23 protein-coding genes and 1 tRNA gene are annotated in these 16582 nt (G+C 37.4%); 23 read left to right on the top strand and 1 reads right to left on the bottom strand.

Annotated elements, in window-relative coordinates:
- Nucleotides 1-34 precede the first annotated feature (34 nt).
- From CLO1100_RS18405 to CLO1100_RS18355, 11 genes are all read left to right on the top strand, one after another.
- Nucleotides 35-1126, top strand: a complete 1092-nt coding sequence (locus CLO1100_RS18405) for a peptidylprolyl isomerase (RefSeq protein ID WP_014315279.1) — start codon at nt 35-37, stop codon at nt 1124-1126.
- Between the two features lie 201 nt (nt 1127-1327).
- Nucleotides 1328-1882, top strand: coding sequence for a stage V sporulation protein T (spoVT, locus tag CLO1100_RS18400; protein ID WP_014315278.1), 555 nt, complete (start codon nt 1328-1330; stop codon nt 1880-1882).
- Nucleotides 1883-2240: 358 nt separating this feature from the next.
- Nucleotides 2241-2612, top strand: a complete 372-nt coding sequence (locus CLO1100_RS18395) for a single-stranded DNA-binding protein (RefSeq protein ID WP_014315277.1) — start codon at nt 2241-2243, stop codon at nt 2610-2612.
- Between the two features lie 122 nt (nt 2613-2734).
- Entirely contained in the window at nt 2735-3529 is a 795-nt protein-coding gene (gene mazG / locus CLO1100_RS18390) for a nucleoside triphosphate pyrophosphohydrolase (RefSeq protein WP_014315276.1), read from the top strand.
- Nucleotides 3530-3565: 36 nt separating this feature from the next.
- Entirely contained in the window at nt 3566-3841 is a 276-nt protein-coding gene (locus CLO1100_RS18385) for an HU family DNA-binding protein (RefSeq protein ID WP_004618565.1), read from the top strand.
- Nucleotides 3842-3979: 138 nt separating this feature from the next.
- The gene (locus CLO1100_RS18380; protein ID WP_014315275.1) at nt 3980-4219 is read left to right on the top strand and encodes an RNA-binding S4 domain-containing protein; all 240 of its coding nucleotides are present in this window, start codon (nt 3980-3982) and stop codon (nt 4217-4219) included.
- A gap of 130 nt (nt 4220-4349) precedes the next feature.
- Complete coding sequence (yabP, locus tag CLO1100_RS18375; protein ID WP_014315274.1) at nt 4350-4634, top strand: sporulation protein YabP; 285 nt, start codon at nt 4350-4352, stop codon at nt 4632-4634.
- Between the two features lie 23 nt (nt 4635-4657).
- The gene (yabQ, locus tag CLO1100_RS18370; RefSeq protein ID WP_014315273.1) at nt 4658-5197 is read left to right on the top strand and encodes a spore cortex biosynthesis protein YabQ; all 540 of its coding nucleotides are present in this window, start codon (nt 4658-4660) and stop codon (nt 5195-5197) included.
- A gap of 76 nt (nt 5198-5273) precedes the next feature.
- A complete protein-coding gene (locus tag CLO1100_RS18365; protein ID WP_014315272.1) occupies nt 5274-5552 on the top strand; it encodes a septum formation initiator family protein in 279 nt (92 codons plus the stop codon).
- Nucleotides 5553-5671: 119 nt separating this feature from the next.
- Nucleotides 5672-6103 (top strand): S1 domain-containing RNA-binding protein, encoded by a 432-nt coding sequence (locus tag CLO1100_RS18360; protein ID WP_014315271.1) that lies wholly within the window; start codon nt 5672-5674, stop codon nt 6101-6103.
- 93 nt (nt 6104-6196) lie between these two features.
- A tRNA-Leu gene (locus CLO1100_RS18355) sits at nt 6197-6285 on the top strand.
- 105 nt (nt 6286-6390) lie between these two features.
- Here CLO1100_RS18355 and CLO1100_RS18350 read toward each other — a convergent pair.
- Entirely contained in the window at nt 6391-6717 is a 327-nt protein-coding gene (locus tag CLO1100_RS18350) for a helix-turn-helix transcriptional regulator (RefSeq protein ID WP_014315270.1), read from the bottom strand.
- Nucleotides 6718-6955: 238 nt separating this feature from the next.
- Between CLO1100_RS18350 and CLO1100_RS18345 the strand changes: the two genes are divergently transcribed.
- From CLO1100_RS18345 to CLO1100_RS18290, 12 genes are all read left to right on the top strand, one after another.
- Complete coding sequence (locus CLO1100_RS18345; RefSeq protein WP_014315269.1) at nt 6956-7411, top strand: hypothetical protein; 456 nt, start codon at nt 6956-6958, stop codon at nt 7409-7411.
- Between the two features lie 150 nt (nt 7412-7561).
- Nucleotides 7562-7996, top strand: coding sequence for a DUF6838 family protein (locus CLO1100_RS21370; RefSeq protein WP_014315268.1), 435 nt, complete (start codon nt 7562-7564; stop codon nt 7994-7996).
- Between the two features lie 115 nt (nt 7997-8111).
- Nucleotides 8112-9413 (top strand): phage tail sheath family protein, encoded by a 1302-nt coding sequence (locus CLO1100_RS18335; protein ID WP_014315267.1) that lies wholly within the window; start codon nt 8112-8114, stop codon nt 9411-9413.
- A 21-nt stretch (nt 9414-9434) separates the two neighbouring features.
- Nucleotides 9435-9905, top strand: coding sequence for a phage tail tube protein (locus tag CLO1100_RS18330; protein WP_014315266.1), 471 nt, complete (start codon nt 9435-9437; stop codon nt 9903-9905).
- A 22-nt stretch (nt 9906-9927) separates the two neighbouring features.
- A complete protein-coding gene (locus CLO1100_RS18325) occupies nt 9928-10356 on the top strand; it encodes a phage portal protein (protein WP_014315265.1) in 429 nt (142 codons plus the stop codon).
- A 352-nt stretch (nt 10357-10708) separates the two neighbouring features.
- Complete coding sequence (locus tag CLO1100_RS18320) at nt 10709-12682, top strand: tape measure protein (RefSeq protein ID WP_014315264.1); 1974 nt, start codon at nt 10709-10711, stop codon at nt 12680-12682.
- Nucleotides 12682-13329 (top strand): LysM domain-containing protein, encoded by a 648-nt coding sequence (locus tag CLO1100_RS18315; protein WP_014315263.1) that lies wholly within the window; start codon nt 12682-12684, stop codon nt 13327-13329. The genes CLO1100_RS18320 and CLO1100_RS18315 overlap by 1 nt, the downstream gene beginning before the upstream one ends.
- Nucleotides 13322-14278: a hydrolase gene (locus CLO1100_RS18310; protein ID WP_014315262.1), complete on the top strand. Its 957-nt coding sequence runs from the start codon at nt 13322-13324 to the stop codon at nt 14276-14278. Before CLO1100_RS18315 ends, CLO1100_RS18310 begins: the two co-directional genes overlap by 8 nt.
- Nucleotides 14268-14588 carry a DUF2577 domain-containing protein gene (locus tag CLO1100_RS18305; protein WP_347455845.1) on the top strand — a complete coding sequence of 107 codons (321 nt, stop codon included), beginning with the start codon at nt 14268-14270 and terminating at the stop codon, nt 14586-14588. Before CLO1100_RS18310 ends, CLO1100_RS18305 begins: the two co-directional genes overlap by 11 nt.
- Entirely contained in the window at nt 14585-14986 is a 402-nt protein-coding gene (locus CLO1100_RS18300) for a DUF2634 domain-containing protein (protein WP_014315260.1), read from the top strand. The genes CLO1100_RS18305 and CLO1100_RS18300 overlap by 4 nt, the downstream gene beginning before the upstream one ends.
- Entirely contained in the window at nt 14987-16042 is a 1056-nt protein-coding gene (locus CLO1100_RS18295) for a baseplate J/gp47 family protein (RefSeq protein ID WP_014315259.1), read from the top strand.
- A complete protein-coding gene (locus CLO1100_RS18290; RefSeq protein ID WP_242836625.1) occupies nt 16029-16580 on the top strand; it encodes a putative phage tail protein in 552 nt (183 codons plus the stop codon). The genes CLO1100_RS18295 and CLO1100_RS18290 overlap by 14 nt, the downstream gene beginning before the upstream one ends.
- Nucleotides 16581-16582: the final 2 nt, after the last annotated feature.

Raw genomic sequence — 16582 nt, 5'->3', positions numbered from 1 at the left:
AGGTTTTGAATAAAAAAATGGGGAGAGATTACCTTTGGAAAACGAAAACGCTAAAGTGAAAAAGACATCAAAAGGGCTAATTATAGGAATTATTGCGGCTATACTGGTAGTTGCGGTAATAGCTGTAGTCGTTATTTTTAGTATGTCTTCAGGAGATGTTGGAAAAGTAGGGGATTTAAGTATTACGAAACAGGAATATCTGGTGTTGTCAAAGTTCAATATGAGTTCATTCCTTCAGAACGCACAAACTCAAGACCCTACAAAGTTTGATTGGAATCAGAAATACCAAGGAAGTACAGCAAAAGAACAGATCAAGAAAGCTACACTCGACAGTATCCAGGAAATCAAAATTCAGCTAATCAAGGCAAAAGAAGCCGGTATCAAGCTTGAAAAAGCAGACTTGGATAATATTGAATCAGCTATCGATCAAAGAATTCAGAATGCCGGCGGAAGCAGAGCAGAAGCCGAAAAGCAGTTAAAAAATGATTATGGTGTATCTCTGGCTGACTACAAAGAAGTTTATAAAGAGCTTGTTTTGTCACAGAAATACATTGAAAGCGAAAGAAACAAAGTTAAAATAACTGACGATGAAATTAAGAAGCAATATGATGAGCATAAAGCTGACTACGATAAAGTAACTGTAACACATATACTCGTTGCTACACAGGATTTGCAAACAGGTGCAGCCTTCACTGAGGGTAAGAAAAAAGAGGCTAAGGAAAAGGCAGACAACCTTCTGAAACAAGCACAGGAAGGTGCTGACATGCAGGCACTTGCTGAGAAGAACTCCGATGATAAGGGTCAAGACGGAACTGTAAATAACAAAGGTGTTTATACTTTCGGTAAGGGTGAAATGGTGTCACAGTTCGAAGATTGGGCATTTGCAAACCACAAAGCAGGAGATACCGGTGTTGTTGAAACTTCATACGGATATCATGTTATGAAGTTTGAAAAAAGAGAAGAAACAAAGTTTGATGATGTTAAAGACAAAATAAAGTCAACAATCCTGAATACCAGATTTAACGAAGAATTCTTAACAAAAAAATTAGACAGCTGGAAGAAAGAATTCCCGCTTAAAAAAGATGAAGATGCTTTAGCAAAAATTGACAAAACCCTGTACAAATAAATATACTAATATACACTACTTTTTATAAAAAAATATAAGGGACTGAATGCACAACGAATAAATGTGCACTCAGTCCCTTTTTACAACTCTGAAATATATCTAGAAAATGGTTGGTATCTAATTGTACTACCAATTATGTATAAAAAATCATCAACAAAACAATAATAAGACTAAAATAACCTATTAAGGAGGTAATATACTTTGAAAGCAACTGGGATAGTTAGACGTATAGACGATTTAGGAAGAGTTGTAATACCAAAAGAAATAAGAAGAACCTTGAGAATTAGAGAGGGCGATCCTCTGGAAATATTTACAGATAAGGAAGGGGAGGTTATTTTAAAGAAATATTCTCCGATTGGAGAACTCAGCGATTTTGCAACACAGTACGCAGAGTCACTGCACAAGACTAGCGGGCACATTACCTGTATTACTGACAGAGACACAGTAATTGCTGTATCAGGTGCATCAAAAAAAGAATTTCTTGAAAAGCAACTTAGCTCTGATGTTGAGAAAACTATAGAGGAGAAAACAACACTACTTATAAAATCTCCTGAAGAAAAGTCAATTTCAATTTTGGCAGAAGAAAATGGTGAAAGAAAATATACCTCCCAGGTTGTTTCGCCAATCATTTCAGAAGGTGATCCTATAGGAGCAGTAATAATGCTTTCTACGGATGCAAATGTAAGAATGGGAGAAGTTGAAGCAAAACTCGCACAATCAGCAGCAGGATTTTTAGGAAAACAAATGGAACAATAGTGTATAGGTAAATAGGTTATTTTTAGGTTTAAATATAATCGGTTGGTTTTATTTAGGGGGGATTATAAATCCTCCCTTTTATATTAACAGTTGACAGGTAGTATTGTAAAATATATAATTTCTTTGTAAGTAAATTTTCTAAAAAATTTCTTTTTTATCAAAAGTTTCTTAATTTTTTAAAATTCAAATTAAAGTAACAATTCTTAGATTTTTTCGTTTCGTTAATATTTCATTAACAGCTTTGAACATGTCAACCTTATTTTCACAAGTCCGGCATTACATATCTATAGCAGCGTGAGAAATGGTTGCTGTAATAAAAATTAGTTCCTATATAAATGGAACAAAGGAGGATTTTTTTATGAATAATGTCAGTCTTGTAGGTAGGTTAACAAAAGATGTTGATCTGAGGTACACAACCAAAAAAATGAGAGCGGTGGGATCATTTACATTGGCCGTAGATAGAGACCCCAGAAAGGTAACAAATGATAAAACGGCAGATTTTATACCGGTTGTTACATGGGGAAAAACCGCAGAGTTTGCAAGCAAATACTTTTCAAAGGGCCATCGTATAGCCCTTCAGGGAAGCATACATACCAGAGTTTGGGAGGATGAAGAAAAAAACAGGCACTATGTTACGGAAGTTGTTGCAGACAGGGTGTTTTTTGCCGACGCTAAGCAAAGAGAGTTCGATGAACCGGAAATAGAAGATTTGGAAGAAGGGGCTCTTTGATAATAATTGAACATATATTAGTTTTCATTTGCACCTGTAATGGTTATAATGCTGAAAATGTAGTATAATAACAAGAAAAGGAAAATACACAAACGCTGCGTACAGGCAATTGGAGAATTAATATGAATGAAGGTAAACTGGATAGATTAATAGATATTATGAAGACTCTGCGGAGCGAGAACGGTTGTCCGTGGGATCGTGAGCAGACCTATGAAAGTTTAAAGAGGTATTTTATTGAGGAAACTTATGAGTACCTTGAAGCAGTTGATTTAAACGATAAAAAGAAGATGGTTGAAGAACTTGGAGACGTACTTTTACAAGTTGTCTTTCATGGAGTTATAGCTGCAGAGAACGAAGATTTTACCATGGAGGATGTAATCAACGGAATTTGTGACAAGCTTATTCACCGTCACCCTCACGTATTTGGAAATGTAAAGGCCGATACCTCCGACGAGGTTCTTGAGAACTGGGAGGAAATAAAGAAAAAGGAAAAGGGGCTGGTAAACCAAGCCTCAGTACTTCAGGATGTTCCTAAAAATCTGCCTGCACTTATGCGGAGCTATAAGGTTCAGCAAAAGGCGGCGCAAGTGGGATTTGACTGGGATAACACATCAGATGTTTTTGCTAAAATTAGAGAAGAAATAGACGAATTGGAACAGGAAGTAAAAATTTCGAATAAAGCCGGAATTGAAGAAGAAATGGGCGATGTGTTTTTTTCAGTAGTTAATTTATCTCGTTTTTGCAAAGTTCATCCCGAATTATCACTAACCCAATCTACCAATAAATTTATAAAAAGATTCGAGTATATAGAGAAGAAATCAGCGGAACTTGGAAAAGATTTAAATGATATGACTCTTTCTGAGATGGATGAATTGTGGAATGAGGCCAAAATGAATAAATGTGAGGAAAATGGATAAAATCATAGTGTAGTAACCAAATGGGAGGAATTACTAATGAATAAATCGGAATTGGTAGACAAAATGGCAGAGAAGTCAGGCCTTTCAAAAAAAGACTCAGATAAAGCTTTAAATGCAATGCTGGAAAGCGTAGAAGAAGCGTTAACCAGTGGAGACAAGGTTCAGCTTATTGGCTTTGGATCATTCGAAGTAAAACAGAGAGCAGCCAGAAAAGGCAGAAACCCACAAACAATGGAAGAAATAAATATTCCGGAGAGTAAAGCTCCTGTATTTAAGGCTGGCAAGGACTTAAAGGAAATGATTAACAAATAGTACCCAGCAAGTTTCAGCAAGGGGAGCAAAATGTCACGCTTCCCCCGTTGAACTTGTATTTCCTTTTATGAATTACCGGACAATTGATTTTGGTATAGCTGCCAATACGGATACATATCAGAAATGTGGAGGGTCAAAATGAGAATAGACAAATATTTAAAAGTCAGCAGACTAATAAAAAGGCGGACAGTTGCCAATGAGGTTTGTGAGCAAGGGCGTGTTAAGATAAATGATAGAGTAGCCAAGCCCGGTTCAGAAGTAAAAGTCGGGGATATAGTTGAAATTCAATTTGGAAATAACATAACTAAAATAGAAATAACACGCATAACCGAACATGTTGCAAAAGATGATGCAAAGGAAATGTACATGTTAAAATAAACATTAAAATATAAAGGGTTTAATCAACTGTAAGAGGTGGATTAAATCCTTTTTTAATGTTCTTTTTCATGTTGTACAGGCATATATAATTAATGGGATTTATGCAAGATACAATAGGGAGGCTGGATTTATGGAAGAGAAAAAAACTATAAAACCTATGAATCAAATTATAACTCTTGATAACAGGGAGAAGTTATGTGTAACCGGGGTGGTTGACGTAGAGAGCTTTAATGAAGAAAGTATTATAGCTGTAACTGATTTAGGTGTTCTTATTATCAGGGGTACAGAACTGCATATTAACAAGCTGAACCTTGATTCTAATGAGCTTGTTGTGGATGGAGATATTTTCTCACTTGAATACAGTGATGGGGAAACCGGCAAGTCTAAGTCCTTTTTCGGTAAAATGTTTAAATAAAATATAAAGGCTTGTGGTAGCTAATGAGTTTAATTGTTGAACAGGTATACATATTTTTTTATGCTGTTTTGGCAGGTGGAATTTTAGCTTTTTTATATGATATTCTTAGAATAAAAAGAAGAGCAATTAAGACAAACGTTATAATACTAAGCTTAGAGGACATAATTTACTGGCTGCTGTCCGCAATTATAGTGTTTTTAACCGTATATAACAGTAATGATGGACAGATGAGAGGTTTTATATTTCTCGGAAATATACTTGGAGTCACTTTATATTTGTCTCTTTTTAGCAGGATTGTAATTGCCTCTTCAATGATGGTTATTAATTTTATAAAAAAAGTATTACTTTTTATATGGAAGGTGGTAACTTATCCTTTCAGATTACTTTTTAAAATTTTATCAGTACCGTTAAGGTTTGTCGGACGATGTTTTGGGAAATTGGGCAGACTATTATTCCGGATTTTGGGAAAAGCGGCTCATAAGGCAAAAGGGGCAGCAAGTAATAGAATTAAAAAGGTGAAGGTTTGGGGCAGATTTATAAGAAAAGTTCGAAAAAAGACTTAATGTTGAAGGAGTTTTAGCCGACATATAGAATATAACAAATAAACATATCAAAGATTATATCTTACGAGGAAAGACAATGAAAAAACGAAAGAAATTCACTGTATGGACATTCATATTAATTGCTGCTTTTTGCTACTTTGCATATACCGTATACCATCAACAGTCGTTGTTGGAGGTAGGTAATTCAAAGTTATCTGCTTTAAAAGCAAATATTCATTCTGAGGAAGTAAAAAAGCAGCAGCTGGAGAAACAAAAGTCTCTGATAAATACAGAGGAGTTTGCTGAAAAGATTGCAAGAGATAAGCTTGGGTATGTTAAAGACGGTGAGAAAATTTACATAGACACCAATAAGTAACTATTGCTTGACGGATTATATTATATGATATATAATCGAATTGCTTTTAAGCAATGTACAATATTCTGTACATTATGATTGCTTATCTATGGCTGTTGTTGAGGAGGATTTCTTATTTTATGCCACTAGAAGTAGGTAAGATAGTTGAGGGTAAAGTGACTGGTATTACAGCATTTGGGGCATTTGTCCAACTACCCGAAGGAAAAACAGGACTTGTTCACATTTCTGAAGTAGCTCAAGAATACGTTAAAGATGTCAGTGCTCATCTTAAAGAAAATCAGATGGTAAAAGTAAAGGTTTTATCTATTGATACAAATGGTAAGGTAAGCCTGTCAATTAAAAAAGCTATGGAAGAAAATCCCACTATAGTTAAATCCAGGCCGCCGGTAGAGGTTGACTGGAACACAGGGAAAAACAATTCATCTAACGCTTCCTTTGAAGACCGCTTGGCAAAATTCATGAAGGACAGCGATGAAAAATTACATGACCTGAAAAAAAGTGTTGAATCCAAACGCGGCAGCAGTGGATATAGAAAGTCTGCACAATACTAAACTGTATGACTTATTAAAAATTTGGACAAATAGGTGTTGACACCTGACATGATATAGTATTATAATAAGCTAGTCGCCGGTTGATTTTGATATGCCGAAGTGGCGGAACTGGCAGACGCACAGGACTTAAAATCCTGCGGGACTAACCTCCCGTACCGGTTCGATTCCGGTCTTCGGCACCAAATAAAGGATTGAGATATAATCTCAATCCTTTATTTATTTTTATTCTGAAAAAAGCAAAGCATTTATATAATACTTGTTATGTAAACAATTTTAAAATGTACTTTCTACATTTTATTTTTTAAATAATTTGCATAGTTAAATAATTCTTTTTTGGCTTCCTCATTTAGAGAAGCATACACTTCTGTAATCTCGTTTGTACTTAACTCAGGTTGCTTTGTATCGGTTAGTCCTCCAAGCCAATCGAGGCTTACGTTGAACTTTTCGGAAATTAATATAGCCAAATTCATAGGGACATCTCTAGTCTCTTTTTCATTTTCTCCTTCATATCTATAAACGGAACTTCTATGAATACCAAGTATTTTTGCAAATTCATCAACTGAAAAACCCAGAGATGTTCTTAACTCTTTTATTCTTTCATTGATAGATGCCATTTTAAACCCTCCTGCGTAAGTCGTAACAATTATATTATACAACTTTTGTTCCCAAATGCAAATTTTATTTTCCATTTGGAGACTTTTTATTGACATTGGTAAGTCCGGGTGATATTATTTTATTGTTCCCAATAAGAGACAAGATTATATTAAGTACGTTTAATTATAGATTTGTTTTAAACAAGTTGTTCCCGAATGGGAATAACACGGCGCTAGATTATATAAAAAGGAGAGTAATATGATAAAAGAAGAGTTAAGTCAGATAATTAAGCTAAAGAAAGAAATAAAGCAGCTAAATGAAAAACTTCAGGAGTTAAGCTATGGAGACAACGAAACGATTGTAACTGATAAGGTAAGAGGAAGTATGGCACAATTCCCATATTTGCCAAAATCATTTACAATTACAGGCCGTGAGGAAATGTCTGAGGAATGTATTAAAGAGAGGAATGAGATTGGAGTACGAATTAGAATCAAAACACAAAGCCTTATGGGAAAAATTAACAAGACCTATGAATTCATAGAAAGTATTGAGGACAGCACTGTAAGACAGATAATGGTTTACCGCTACATAGACGGATTGACCTGGGAGCAGACCGGAGAATGTATGAGCTACTCATGGGAGACCGTAAGAAAAAAACATGATAAATTTCTAAAAACAATACCAACCAATACCAGTATATATGATGTAAAATAGTATTTGTAGAAAGAGACAACTAAATATTTCAAAAGGAACTTGAAGTTGAATGGGGGGCGGATAATATTCCGGCTCCTTTTTTGTTCCCATTAAATGAAAAGATGTGAGGAGGTATTTGTATGTTAATTAAAATTCAAACAGCAGGGAGGGATTATTATTCTTATTGAGGTAATTGATGCAATTGCAACTAAACTAACCCAAGATTTTGGAAGTTCTATTGCAGTATATAAAGAAGAGGCAGAGCAGGGGCTGACATCACCTTGCTTTTTTATTTCTCTTAATAATTTCACTCAGAAGCAGATAACAGGAAAGAGGTACTACAGAGAGCAACGATTTACTATTAAGTATTGTCCCGCAACCGCAAACAAGAATACAGAAATTTGTCAGGTTGCGGATCGCCTCTATGATACTCTGGAATCCATTTTAATGGAAGCAGATTTGTTCAGAGGTTCCAAAATGAGCTGCGAGGTTGTCGAGGGTGTACTGCTTTTTTACGTAAATTACAATTTCTATGTTTATAAGGAAACACCGTCAGAGGAACCTATGGGAAATATAGCTGTGGAAGGCGGCCTTAAACAGGAGTAACAAATCAGCAATATTAGAAATACCAATCTTTTCGAAGGAGCAGATTTATAAAATGTATTCTTTGATGAGGTTGATAATTTAATAAACAAAATTTTTGAAAGGAAAGGTGAATTTCATGGCACTTGGAGGAGGCACTTTTTTAAAACAAAACAAGGCTTTACCCGGAAGCTACATTAATTTTGTAAGTACATCAAGGGCAACCGCAACACTTAGCGAAAGGGGGTATGCTGCAATGCCACTGGTTCTTGACTGGGGCGTTGACGGAGAGGTTTTCAAGGTTGAAGCAGACAGCTTCCAGAAGAATTCTCTGAAGCTTTTCGGCTATGACTTAAAGGATGAGAAATTAAAAGGACTCAGAGATTTGTTCAGACATATAAGAGCCGGATATTTTTATAAGCTCAATAAAGGACAAAAGGCGGCATGTAAATATGCTACTGCAAAATATGCGGGAACCAGAGGAAATGATCTCAAAATTGTTATTGCACAGCATGGCAACGATGCAAACAGATTTGATGTACAGACATTCCTGGGAGCAACCAGAGTAGATTCCCAAACGGTTTCAAGCATGGCTGAAATGGTTCCCAATGATTTTGTTGATTTTATTGTTGGTGAAATTGCATTAACAAGCGGAATACAACTGATTGGCGGAACCAACGGCGAAAATATTACCGTAGAGGACTACCAAACGTTTCTTGACAAGATTGAGTCCTATTCCTTTAATACTCTTGGATGTCTGGAAACATCGCCTGAGGTAACAGACTTGTTTGTTGAGTTCACAAAAAGAATGAGGGATGAGTCGGGAGTTAAGTTCCAGACTGTCCTTTACAGAACACCGGCAGATTATGAAGGTGTTATCAATGTTCAAAATGATGTTGCAGTAGAGATAACTCCGTCAGTATTAGTTTACTGGGTAACGGGTATGTCAGCAGGCTGCCCTGTAAATAAGAGCAATACAAACAAGGTATATGACGGAGAGTTTACAGTTAATGCTGATTTCAGACAAAGTGAACTTGAAGCTGCCGTTTCAGAAGGTAAATTTATTCTTCACAGGGTTGGAGATGACATCCGTATACTTGAGGATATCAACAGTTATGTATCTTACACTGATGACAAGAACAGCGATTTCGGAAGAAATCAGACAATCAGGGTTCTTGATCAGATTGCAAACGATATTGCCGTTCTGTTTAACACTAAATACAACGGTAATGTTCCAAATGACGCAGCCGGAAGAATTTCCTTCTGGAATGATGTTGTAAAGCATCATCAGGAGCTTCAAAGCATAAGAGCCATTGAAAACTTTAAGCCTGAAGATGTTGTTATTTCAAAGGGAGACAGCAAAAGGGCAATTGTAATTCAGGATGCTGTTACCATTATGAATTCTATGGAACAGCTTTATATGACCACAGTTGTACAATAATAAAAAAAGGAGCGGATGAATATGCAGACAATGAATGGAAAGGATGCGTTAAGTGCATCCTTGGCGGAATGTTACGTTACTATTGAGGATAAAAGATATAATTTTATGCAGGCTATAAATCTTGAAGCAAAGGTTGAAAAAACCAAGAGTGAAGTACCTATTCTGGGCAGAACGGGAAAAGGTAACAAGGCTACGGGCTGGAAGGGAACCGGCTCTGCCACCTTCCATTACAATACCTCTATTTTCAGAGATTTGCTGGCAAGATACAAGGACACAGGCGAGGATATATATTTTGATATTCAGGTAACAAATGAAGATTCAAGTTCCAGCGCAGGAAGGCAGACAGTTATTTTAAAGGGCTGCAATGTTGATGGCGGAATACTTACAAAGTTTGATGCTGATGCAGAATATCTGGATGAAGACATGGACTTTACTTTTGAAGATTTTGAAATACACGAAAAATTCTCCGTACTTCCCGGAATGGAATGTTAAATAAGGAAAGGGTGTTACTAATATGAGTGGATTAAGTTCTTTTTTAAGGCAAAATGTGTTAGACAATGAGAATGTAAAATATGTTGCATCAAAGAGGTTTGTAGATGAAAACGGGGCGCCTGTGGAGTGGGAAATCTGCTCTATTACTTCGGAGGAGGATGAAGCCATAAGAAAGGCATGTACTCGCAAGGTGCAGATTCCGGGCAAGAAAAACCAGTATACTCCCGAAACCGACTACAATGCTTACCTTGGAAAGCTTGCTGCGAGATGTACTGTTTACCCTGATTTACATAATGCGGAGCTGCAGAACAGCTATGGCTGCATGGGTGAGGATACTCTTCTTAAAACCATGCTAAAGCCGGGAGAATATGCCGATTATCTGGCTAAAATCCAAGAGGTTAACGGCTTTGACGTTACTATGGAAGATATGGTAGACGAAGCAAAAAACTAATTAACGAAGGCGACAGCGATGCTAATATTGCATACTATTGCCTTCACAAATTTCATATAACACCCGGTGAGTTTTTGAAGCTTCCAAGAGAAGAAAGGGCCTTTATAACTGCGGCTATTCAGATTAAGATTGAAAACGATAAAAAGGAAATGAACAAAAACAAGCCAAAAAAGAGGTAAAAATAAAAGGGGTTGTCGCAAAATTAATTTTTATCTTGTTTAACCTGTACTCAAAGTATAAATTGTATCAATGGAAGCAATCATTGATATAATTTTATACGGGAGTACATGTGTTAAAACAAAAAACTTTCGGTTTTGTAACAACCCCTTTTTCATAAAGGTAGGTGATATAAATGGCTACAGTAGCAAATTCACTACAGTTGATGGGTGGGACTACAACCGCATTGAGTACGGTTGTAAAGCCTGTGATAGAAATCATAGATAAAACTGAGGAGCTTCAGAATCAGTTAAAAAAACCCTTTAATATGAGTGGATTCAGGGAAATTGCAAATGTGGCGAAGCTAATTGCAAGGGAATTTTATGCAGTTCAGGATCAAGTTAAGGAGTCTATCGACTCAATTGGTGAATCCATTGAAAAATTAGAAAAGAAGTCACAGGGAACAAAAAAGCTTTCATTTACTGAAATGGTGGGAAAGGTTAAAGACTTTTCATCTAACATAAAGTCAGGTATGGCATTGGTTGATAAATACTCAAATCAGAATGCCAGCCTTTCAATGATGACTGATAAACGTCAAAGCACAGGAGAATTACAGCATAGAGTTTATTCTGCTGCCAATAATTCAAGGAGTGGTTATGACAGTACAGCTGCAACTGTAACAAAGCTTGGGCTTTCAGCTAAAGGTAAGTTTAAAGATAATAATGAAATCCTTGGCTTTACCGAACTGATGAACAAGTCTTTTGCGGGGGCTGAGTCAGGTGAGGCTACAAAGGGCATTGATAAAATAACTGATGCAATGGTTTCCGGAAATCTGAAGGGAGAGGACATGGCATCTGTGTTCCAAAGCGCACCTGCACTGGGGCAGGCAGTTTCAAAATACACGGGACAATCTCAGCAGCAGCTTATTGACGGAAAAGGTGTTTCGGCAGAAGTTTTGAAAAACTCTGTATTAAGCGCTTCTGACCAAATTAATGCAAAGTTTGCCACAATGCCGGTAACCTTTCAACAAATAGGTTCAACTATTAAAAATACGTTGTTTGAAGCATTTATTCCCGTATTGCAGGCAATAGCAAACGCTGCTACGTGGGTTTATAATAACTGGGCAACAATCGCACCTATTTTCTGGGGGATTGCTGCGGCAGCAGGTGCTTATGCAATAGGGCTTGGTATTTCGACTATAGCTACAACTATGCAGAAAATAGCACAAGATGGGTTGAATACATCCTTGTTCACTTCTCCACTGTTTTGGATTGCATTGGTTATAGGAGTAATAATAGGTCTTATTTATAAATGGATTCAGTCAGTAGGCGGAATTCATGTTGCTTGGATGATTGTGGTCAATGCTATGCTCATTTTGTGGGATGTTCTAAAAATTTCATTTTTTACAGGTGTGTACTGGGTTATTGATCTCTGGAATTTAATGATGTTGGGGATGAAGTCGGCAGGGGTTGCAATTCAGAATTTCATGGGAGATATGAAGGTGGGTGTACTCACCATTTTACAGAACATGGTAAACGGCGCAGTTGATATTATCAATAAGTTTATTGGATTGCTGAATAATCTTCCGGGAGTGTCCATAAAAGCTGTAGGTCATGTTAATTTCGGAACACAGACAAAAATCCAGAACGAAGCCGAAAAGACAGCCAGAGAGGCAGACCTTGAGCAGTACAAACAGAACGTAGTTTCAATAAAACAGCAACATGACGTTGATATACTTAAACGTCAAGTCGAGGCGGGTGCAGATTTACAAAAAAGACAAGACAACATTGAGAATGTAAAGGCTCAGGCTGCTAAAAAGGACAAATCAGCTTCAAATTTCAATGTACCCGGATATAACTCATTGAAAAATCCTGCTTCCGCTAAAGTCGGCGGTATTGCAGATAGCGATATGAAAAATCATATTGCCAATACTGCTGCTAACACAGGTGCCATGAAGGATTCAATGCAAGTTTCCGAAGAGGATTTGAAGTACATGAGGGATATAGCCGAACAGGAGGTAGTAAATAAATTTACTACTGCAGAAATCAAGGTGGATATGACTAATCATAACAATGTCAACAGTAACCTTGATTTGGACGGGATTGTTTCATATATGGAGCAGAAGGTTTATGAAACAATGTCGGTAGCAGCAGAGGGGGTGTATAACTGATGCCTTATAAAATCTGGCTGGGAGGTGTTCAGATGCCTGTTGCCCCTTCAAAGTTTGAAACAAAAATCAAGAACCAGAATAAAACCGTTAGCCTGATTGACGGCAGTGAAGCAAGTATACTAAAAGCTCCGGGATTAACTGAGTTTTCCTTTGAATTGCTCATTCCACAGGTAAATTACCCTTTTGCAGACTACCCTAATAAGGAATTTGTAAATCCCAAATATTATCTGGACCATTTCAGCCGTTTAAAAACCGATTGTAAACCATTTAAGCTGTATATCGAAGAAGAGATATCCTTTAAGGATAAATTTGTCCGTAAAATAACAAATACTTGGGTTTCTCTTGAAGAGTACAGCATAACAGAGGATGCAGGAAATGGTCTTGATTATACCGTTTCTGTTACCCTCAAACAGTATAAGCAATGTACCGCATTAAAATATCCGGTAGAAGGCGTTAAACCCACAGGAGGCAGTAAGAAATCCACTCCGGTCAAACCTAAAATCTATAAAGTAAAAAAAGGAGACACCCTCTGGGCAATATGTAAAAAATATCTGGGTGACGGCTCAAAGTACCCTCAGATAGCCAAGCTGAACGGAATCAAAAATCCTAACCTTATAAAAGTAGGGCAGGTGATTAAGCTTGGTTGAATTAAAGATTCAGAATGGTTCTAATGTGTATTTGCCTTGCATTGAGGATGAAATAACATGGGAGACTTCCAGAAAAGGTATCCCGGGTAAACTGGAATTTTTAGTGGTAAAAGATGAAATTATAAGCTTTCAGGAAGGCAACTTAGTGCAACTAAAGGTAGACAATACAAAGGTCTTCAATGGCCATATTTTCACTAAAAAGCGTAGCAGTGACCAGATTATAAAGGTTACTGCATACGACCAGTTGAGGTATCTCAAAAATAAAGACACAAAGGTATTTGAAAACCGCACGGCAAGTCAGATAGTAAAAAAGTTGGCGGATGACTTCCAACTGTTAACCGGAACAATTGAAGATACAGGTTATGTGATTGAAACCAGAGTTGAGGATAACAAGACATTAATGGATATGATTCAAAGTGCCCTTGATATTACAATGCAGAACAGGAATAAGATGTATGTTCTGTTTGATGACTTTGGTGCTATTAGCTTAAAGAGTATTGATTCCATGAAACTTGACGTTCTTATCGAAAAGAGTACAGCTGAGGATTTTGATTATACCTCGTCTATTGACTCAAATACTTACAACCTTATAAAACTGGCTTATGATAATGACAAAACAAAGAAGCGTGAAATTTATGAGGCAAAAGACAGTAATAACATTGCTGCGTGGGGACTTCTTCAATATTACGAGAAGGTTAATCAGAATACTAATGCTAAAGCCAAAGCTGACGGACTTCTCAAACTGTATAACAAAAAAACCCGAAACCTTTCTGTTTCCAATGCAATAGGAGATATCAGAGTCAGAGGGGGATGCCTCATCCCGGTCTGGTTGGAGCTTGGAGATATAAAAGTTCAGAACTACATGCTTGTGGAGACCGTAAAACACACCTTTAAGAGCAACCAGCATTATATGGATATCACATTGAGGGGCGGTGATTTTGTTGCCTAATATGGTTGAAATTATCAAGATGGCGGCAATAGATGCGGTGAATGATTCAAAACCTACAACCGTTGTTTTTGGGAATGTTCTAAGTACCGCTCCCCTTGCAATCAGTATTGATCAAAAGCTGATTTTAAAGGAGGCTCATTTGATATTGACCAATAATGTAAAGGAACATGTGGTGGAAATATCGGATGAACTGGGGGGGAAAAGGAAATTTACAGTTTATAACGGATTGACAGCGGGTGACAGTGTGATAATGATTCAGCTGCAGGGCGGGCAAAAATACCTTGTTTTTGATAAGGTGGTGAAGGAATGATTCCAACTTTAAATGATGATTTACAGGCTGATTTTGAAATCCGTCAGCAGCCGGGCAAAACCTATAAAATGAATCTTGAGGAAATGAGAATCGGAGGTTCAGTTGACGGGATTGAGGCGGTTAAGCAGGCAATTTATAAAATACTGAATACCCAAAAATTCCAATATTTGATTTATAGCTGGGATTACGGGATTGAATTAACAGACCTTTTTGGTGAATCGGCTGCATTTGTGTATTCAGAAATAGAAAACAGAATTCGTGAGGCTTTGCAGGAGGACGACAGGATTACTGATGTGGGAGACTTTTATTTTGAATCAAACAAACGTCAGGTTTTGGTCAGATTTACTGCATACACTATGGAAGGTACTGCTGATATTGAAAAGGTGGTGATGGTTTAAATGTATGAAAATATAACCTATGAGGTGCTTTTGAAAAGGATGTTGGACCGGGTTCCGGATACGATTGACAAACGGGAAGGCTCGGTTATTTTTGATACGTTGGCTCCGGCTGCTACCGAATTGGCCCAAATGTATATTGAAGCAGATGTAATATTGAATGAAACCTTTGCCGATTCAGCGTCAAGGGATTTTTTAATTAAAAGGGCTGCAGAACGTGGAATTGTTCCGACTGAAGCTACCAATGCGACTTTAAAAGGTGTATTTAATATTAATGTTCCGCTGGGTTCAAGATTCTCTCTGGGAAACCTTAATTATGTTGTTACCGAAAAAATAAAAGACTGTGATTTCAAGCTCAAATGCGAAACTGCCGGAGCAGAAGGAAACAGATATTTCGGAATGTTGATTCCCGTGGACTACATTGAGGGACTGACAAAAGCGGAAATTACCGAACTTCTTATTTCGGGAGAGGATGAAGAGGATACGGAACAACTAAGAGCAAGATATTTTGCAACCTTGGATTCACAGGCTTTTGGGGGTAATATGTCCGACTATAAGGAAAAGGTAAATCAACTTCAAGGAGTTGGGGGTATTAAGGTATATCCGGTTTGGAATGGTGGGGGTACGGTTAAACTTGTGGTTATAAGCTCCCAGTTTCAAAAGCCTTCAAGTGATTTAATTGACAGTCTTCAAATCCAGATAGACCCTTTAAACAGTCAAGGTGAAGGTGTAGGATTTGCACCTATCGGGCATGTAGTTACGGTTATAGGGGTTACGGAACAGAAAGTTAACATAACGATAAACCTGACATACCATGAAGCCTGGAATTGGGAGGACGTAAAGGGGTATGTGGACACGGTTATCGATAATTATTTTAATGAGCTAAGTAAAGCGTGGGCAGACAGCGAAAACCTTATAGTCAGGATAAGCCAGATTGAAACCCGTTTGTTGGAGATTGAAGGGATTGTGGACATATCAGGGACAAAAATCAATGGTATAGAGCAAAATCTGATGCTTGATAAAGATGCTATTCCGGTCAGGGGTGATGTCATTGGATAGGGAAGTCAATATTTTGAACTATCTGCCGGAGTTTTTACAGGATTTCAGGGAATTCCAAGCGCTTGCAGCTTCTGAAAATCCTGAAATCCGGGCCCTTTGGGGCAGGCTTGACAATGTTATGAAGGAGCAGTTTATAAACGATTCCACCGAAAACGGGGTAAAGCGTTGGGAAGCAATCCTTAAAATAAATCCAAAAGGCTCTGACAGTCTTGAGGTGAGAAAATTCAGAATTTTGACCAGACTCAATGAAAAGCTGCCCTACACTTACAAAAAACTGGCGCAGCAGCTTGAAACGTTATGTGGTGATTCGGGCTACTCACTTGATTTAAGAAATTATGAATACAAGCTTGTTGTTAGAGTGGCACTAACGGCTAAGTCCATGCTTGCCGAGGTGGAAAAGCTGTTGAAAAGAATTGTACCGGTCAACATGTATATTGATTTGAGCTTGCTCTACAAACAAAATTCTGCTTTGGGTAGCTATACCCACGTCCAATTGAGAGAGTACAAACATGAACAATTAAGAAGCGAGGTGTTTTAAAT

Source organism: Clostridium sp. BNL1100, from assembly GCF_000244875.1.
Taxonomy (GTDB): domain Bacteria; phylum Bacillota; class Clostridia; order Acetivibrionales; family DSM-1351; genus Ruminiclostridium.
Note: the sequence above shows the minus strand (reverse complement) of the source record. Positions and strands in the feature narration are given on the sequence as shown.

Excerpts from the sequence above, each read along its gene's own strand:
- CLO1100_RS18395 (WP_014315277.1), top strand. The coding sequence starts at position 2,241 with ATGAATAATGTCAGTCTTGTAGGTAGGTTAACAAAAGATGTTGATCTG.
- CLO1100_RS18320 (WP_014315264.1), top strand. The coding sequence starts at position 10,709 with ATGGCTACAGTAGCAAATTCACTACAGTTGATGGGTGGGACTACAACC.
- yabQ (WP_014315273.1), top strand. The coding sequence starts at position 4,658 with ATGAGTTTAATTGTTGAACAGGTATACATATTTTTTTATGCTGTTTTG.
- yabP (WP_014315274.1), top strand. The coding sequence starts at position 4,350 with ATGGAAGAGAAAAAAACTATAAAACCTATGAATCAAATTATAACTCTT.
- CLO1100_RS18295 (WP_014315259.1), top strand. The coding sequence starts at position 14,987 with ATGTATGAAAATATAACCTATGAGGTGCTTTTGAAAAGGATGTTGGAC.
- CLO1100_RS18345 (WP_014315269.1), top strand. The coding sequence starts at position 6,956 with ATGATAAAAGAAGAGTTAAGTCAGATAATTAAGCTAAAGAAAGAAATA.
- CLO1100_RS18350 (WP_014315270.1), bottom strand. The coding sequence starts at position 6,717 with ATGGCATCTATCAATGAAAGAATAAAAGAGTTAAGAACATCTCTGGGT.
- CLO1100_RS18290 (WP_242836625.1), top strand. The coding sequence starts at position 16,029 with ATGTCATTGGATAGGGAAGTCAATATTTTGAACTATCTGCCGGAGTTT.
- CLO1100_RS18330 (WP_014315266.1), top strand. The coding sequence starts at position 9,435 with ATGCAGACAATGAATGGAAAGGATGCGTTAAGTGCATCCTTGGCGGAA.
- CLO1100_RS18385 (WP_004618565.1), top strand. The coding sequence starts at position 3,566 with ATGAATAAATCGGAATTGGTAGACAAAATGGCAGAGAAGTCAGGCCTT.
- CLO1100_RS18380 (WP_014315275.1), top strand. The coding sequence starts at position 3,980 with ATGAGAATAGACAAATATTTAAAAGTCAGCAGACTAATAAAAAGGCGG.
- CLO1100_RS18365 (WP_014315272.1), top strand. The coding sequence starts at position 5,274 with ATGAAAAAACGAAAGAAATTCACTGTATGGACATTCATATTAATTGCT.
- CLO1100_RS18315 (WP_014315263.1), top strand. The coding sequence starts at position 12,682 with ATGCCTTATAAAATCTGGCTGGGAGGTGTTCAGATGCCTGTTGCCCCT.
- CLO1100_RS18335 (WP_014315267.1), top strand. The coding sequence starts at position 8,112 with ATGGCACTTGGAGGAGGCACTTTTTTAAAACAAAACAAGGCTTTACCC.
- CLO1100_RS18325 (WP_014315265.1), top strand. The coding sequence starts at position 9,928 with ATGAGTGGATTAAGTTCTTTTTTAAGGCAAAATGTGTTAGACAATGAG.
- mazG (WP_014315276.1), top strand. The coding sequence starts at position 2,735 with ATGAATGAAGGTAAACTGGATAGATTAATAGATATTATGAAGACTCTG.
- CLO1100_RS18300 (WP_014315260.1), top strand. The coding sequence starts at position 14,585 with ATGATTCCAACTTTAAATGATGATTTACAGGCTGATTTTGAAATCCGT.
- CLO1100_RS18360 (WP_014315271.1), top strand. The coding sequence starts at position 5,672 with ATGCCACTAGAAGTAGGTAAGATAGTTGAGGGTAAAGTGACTGGTATT.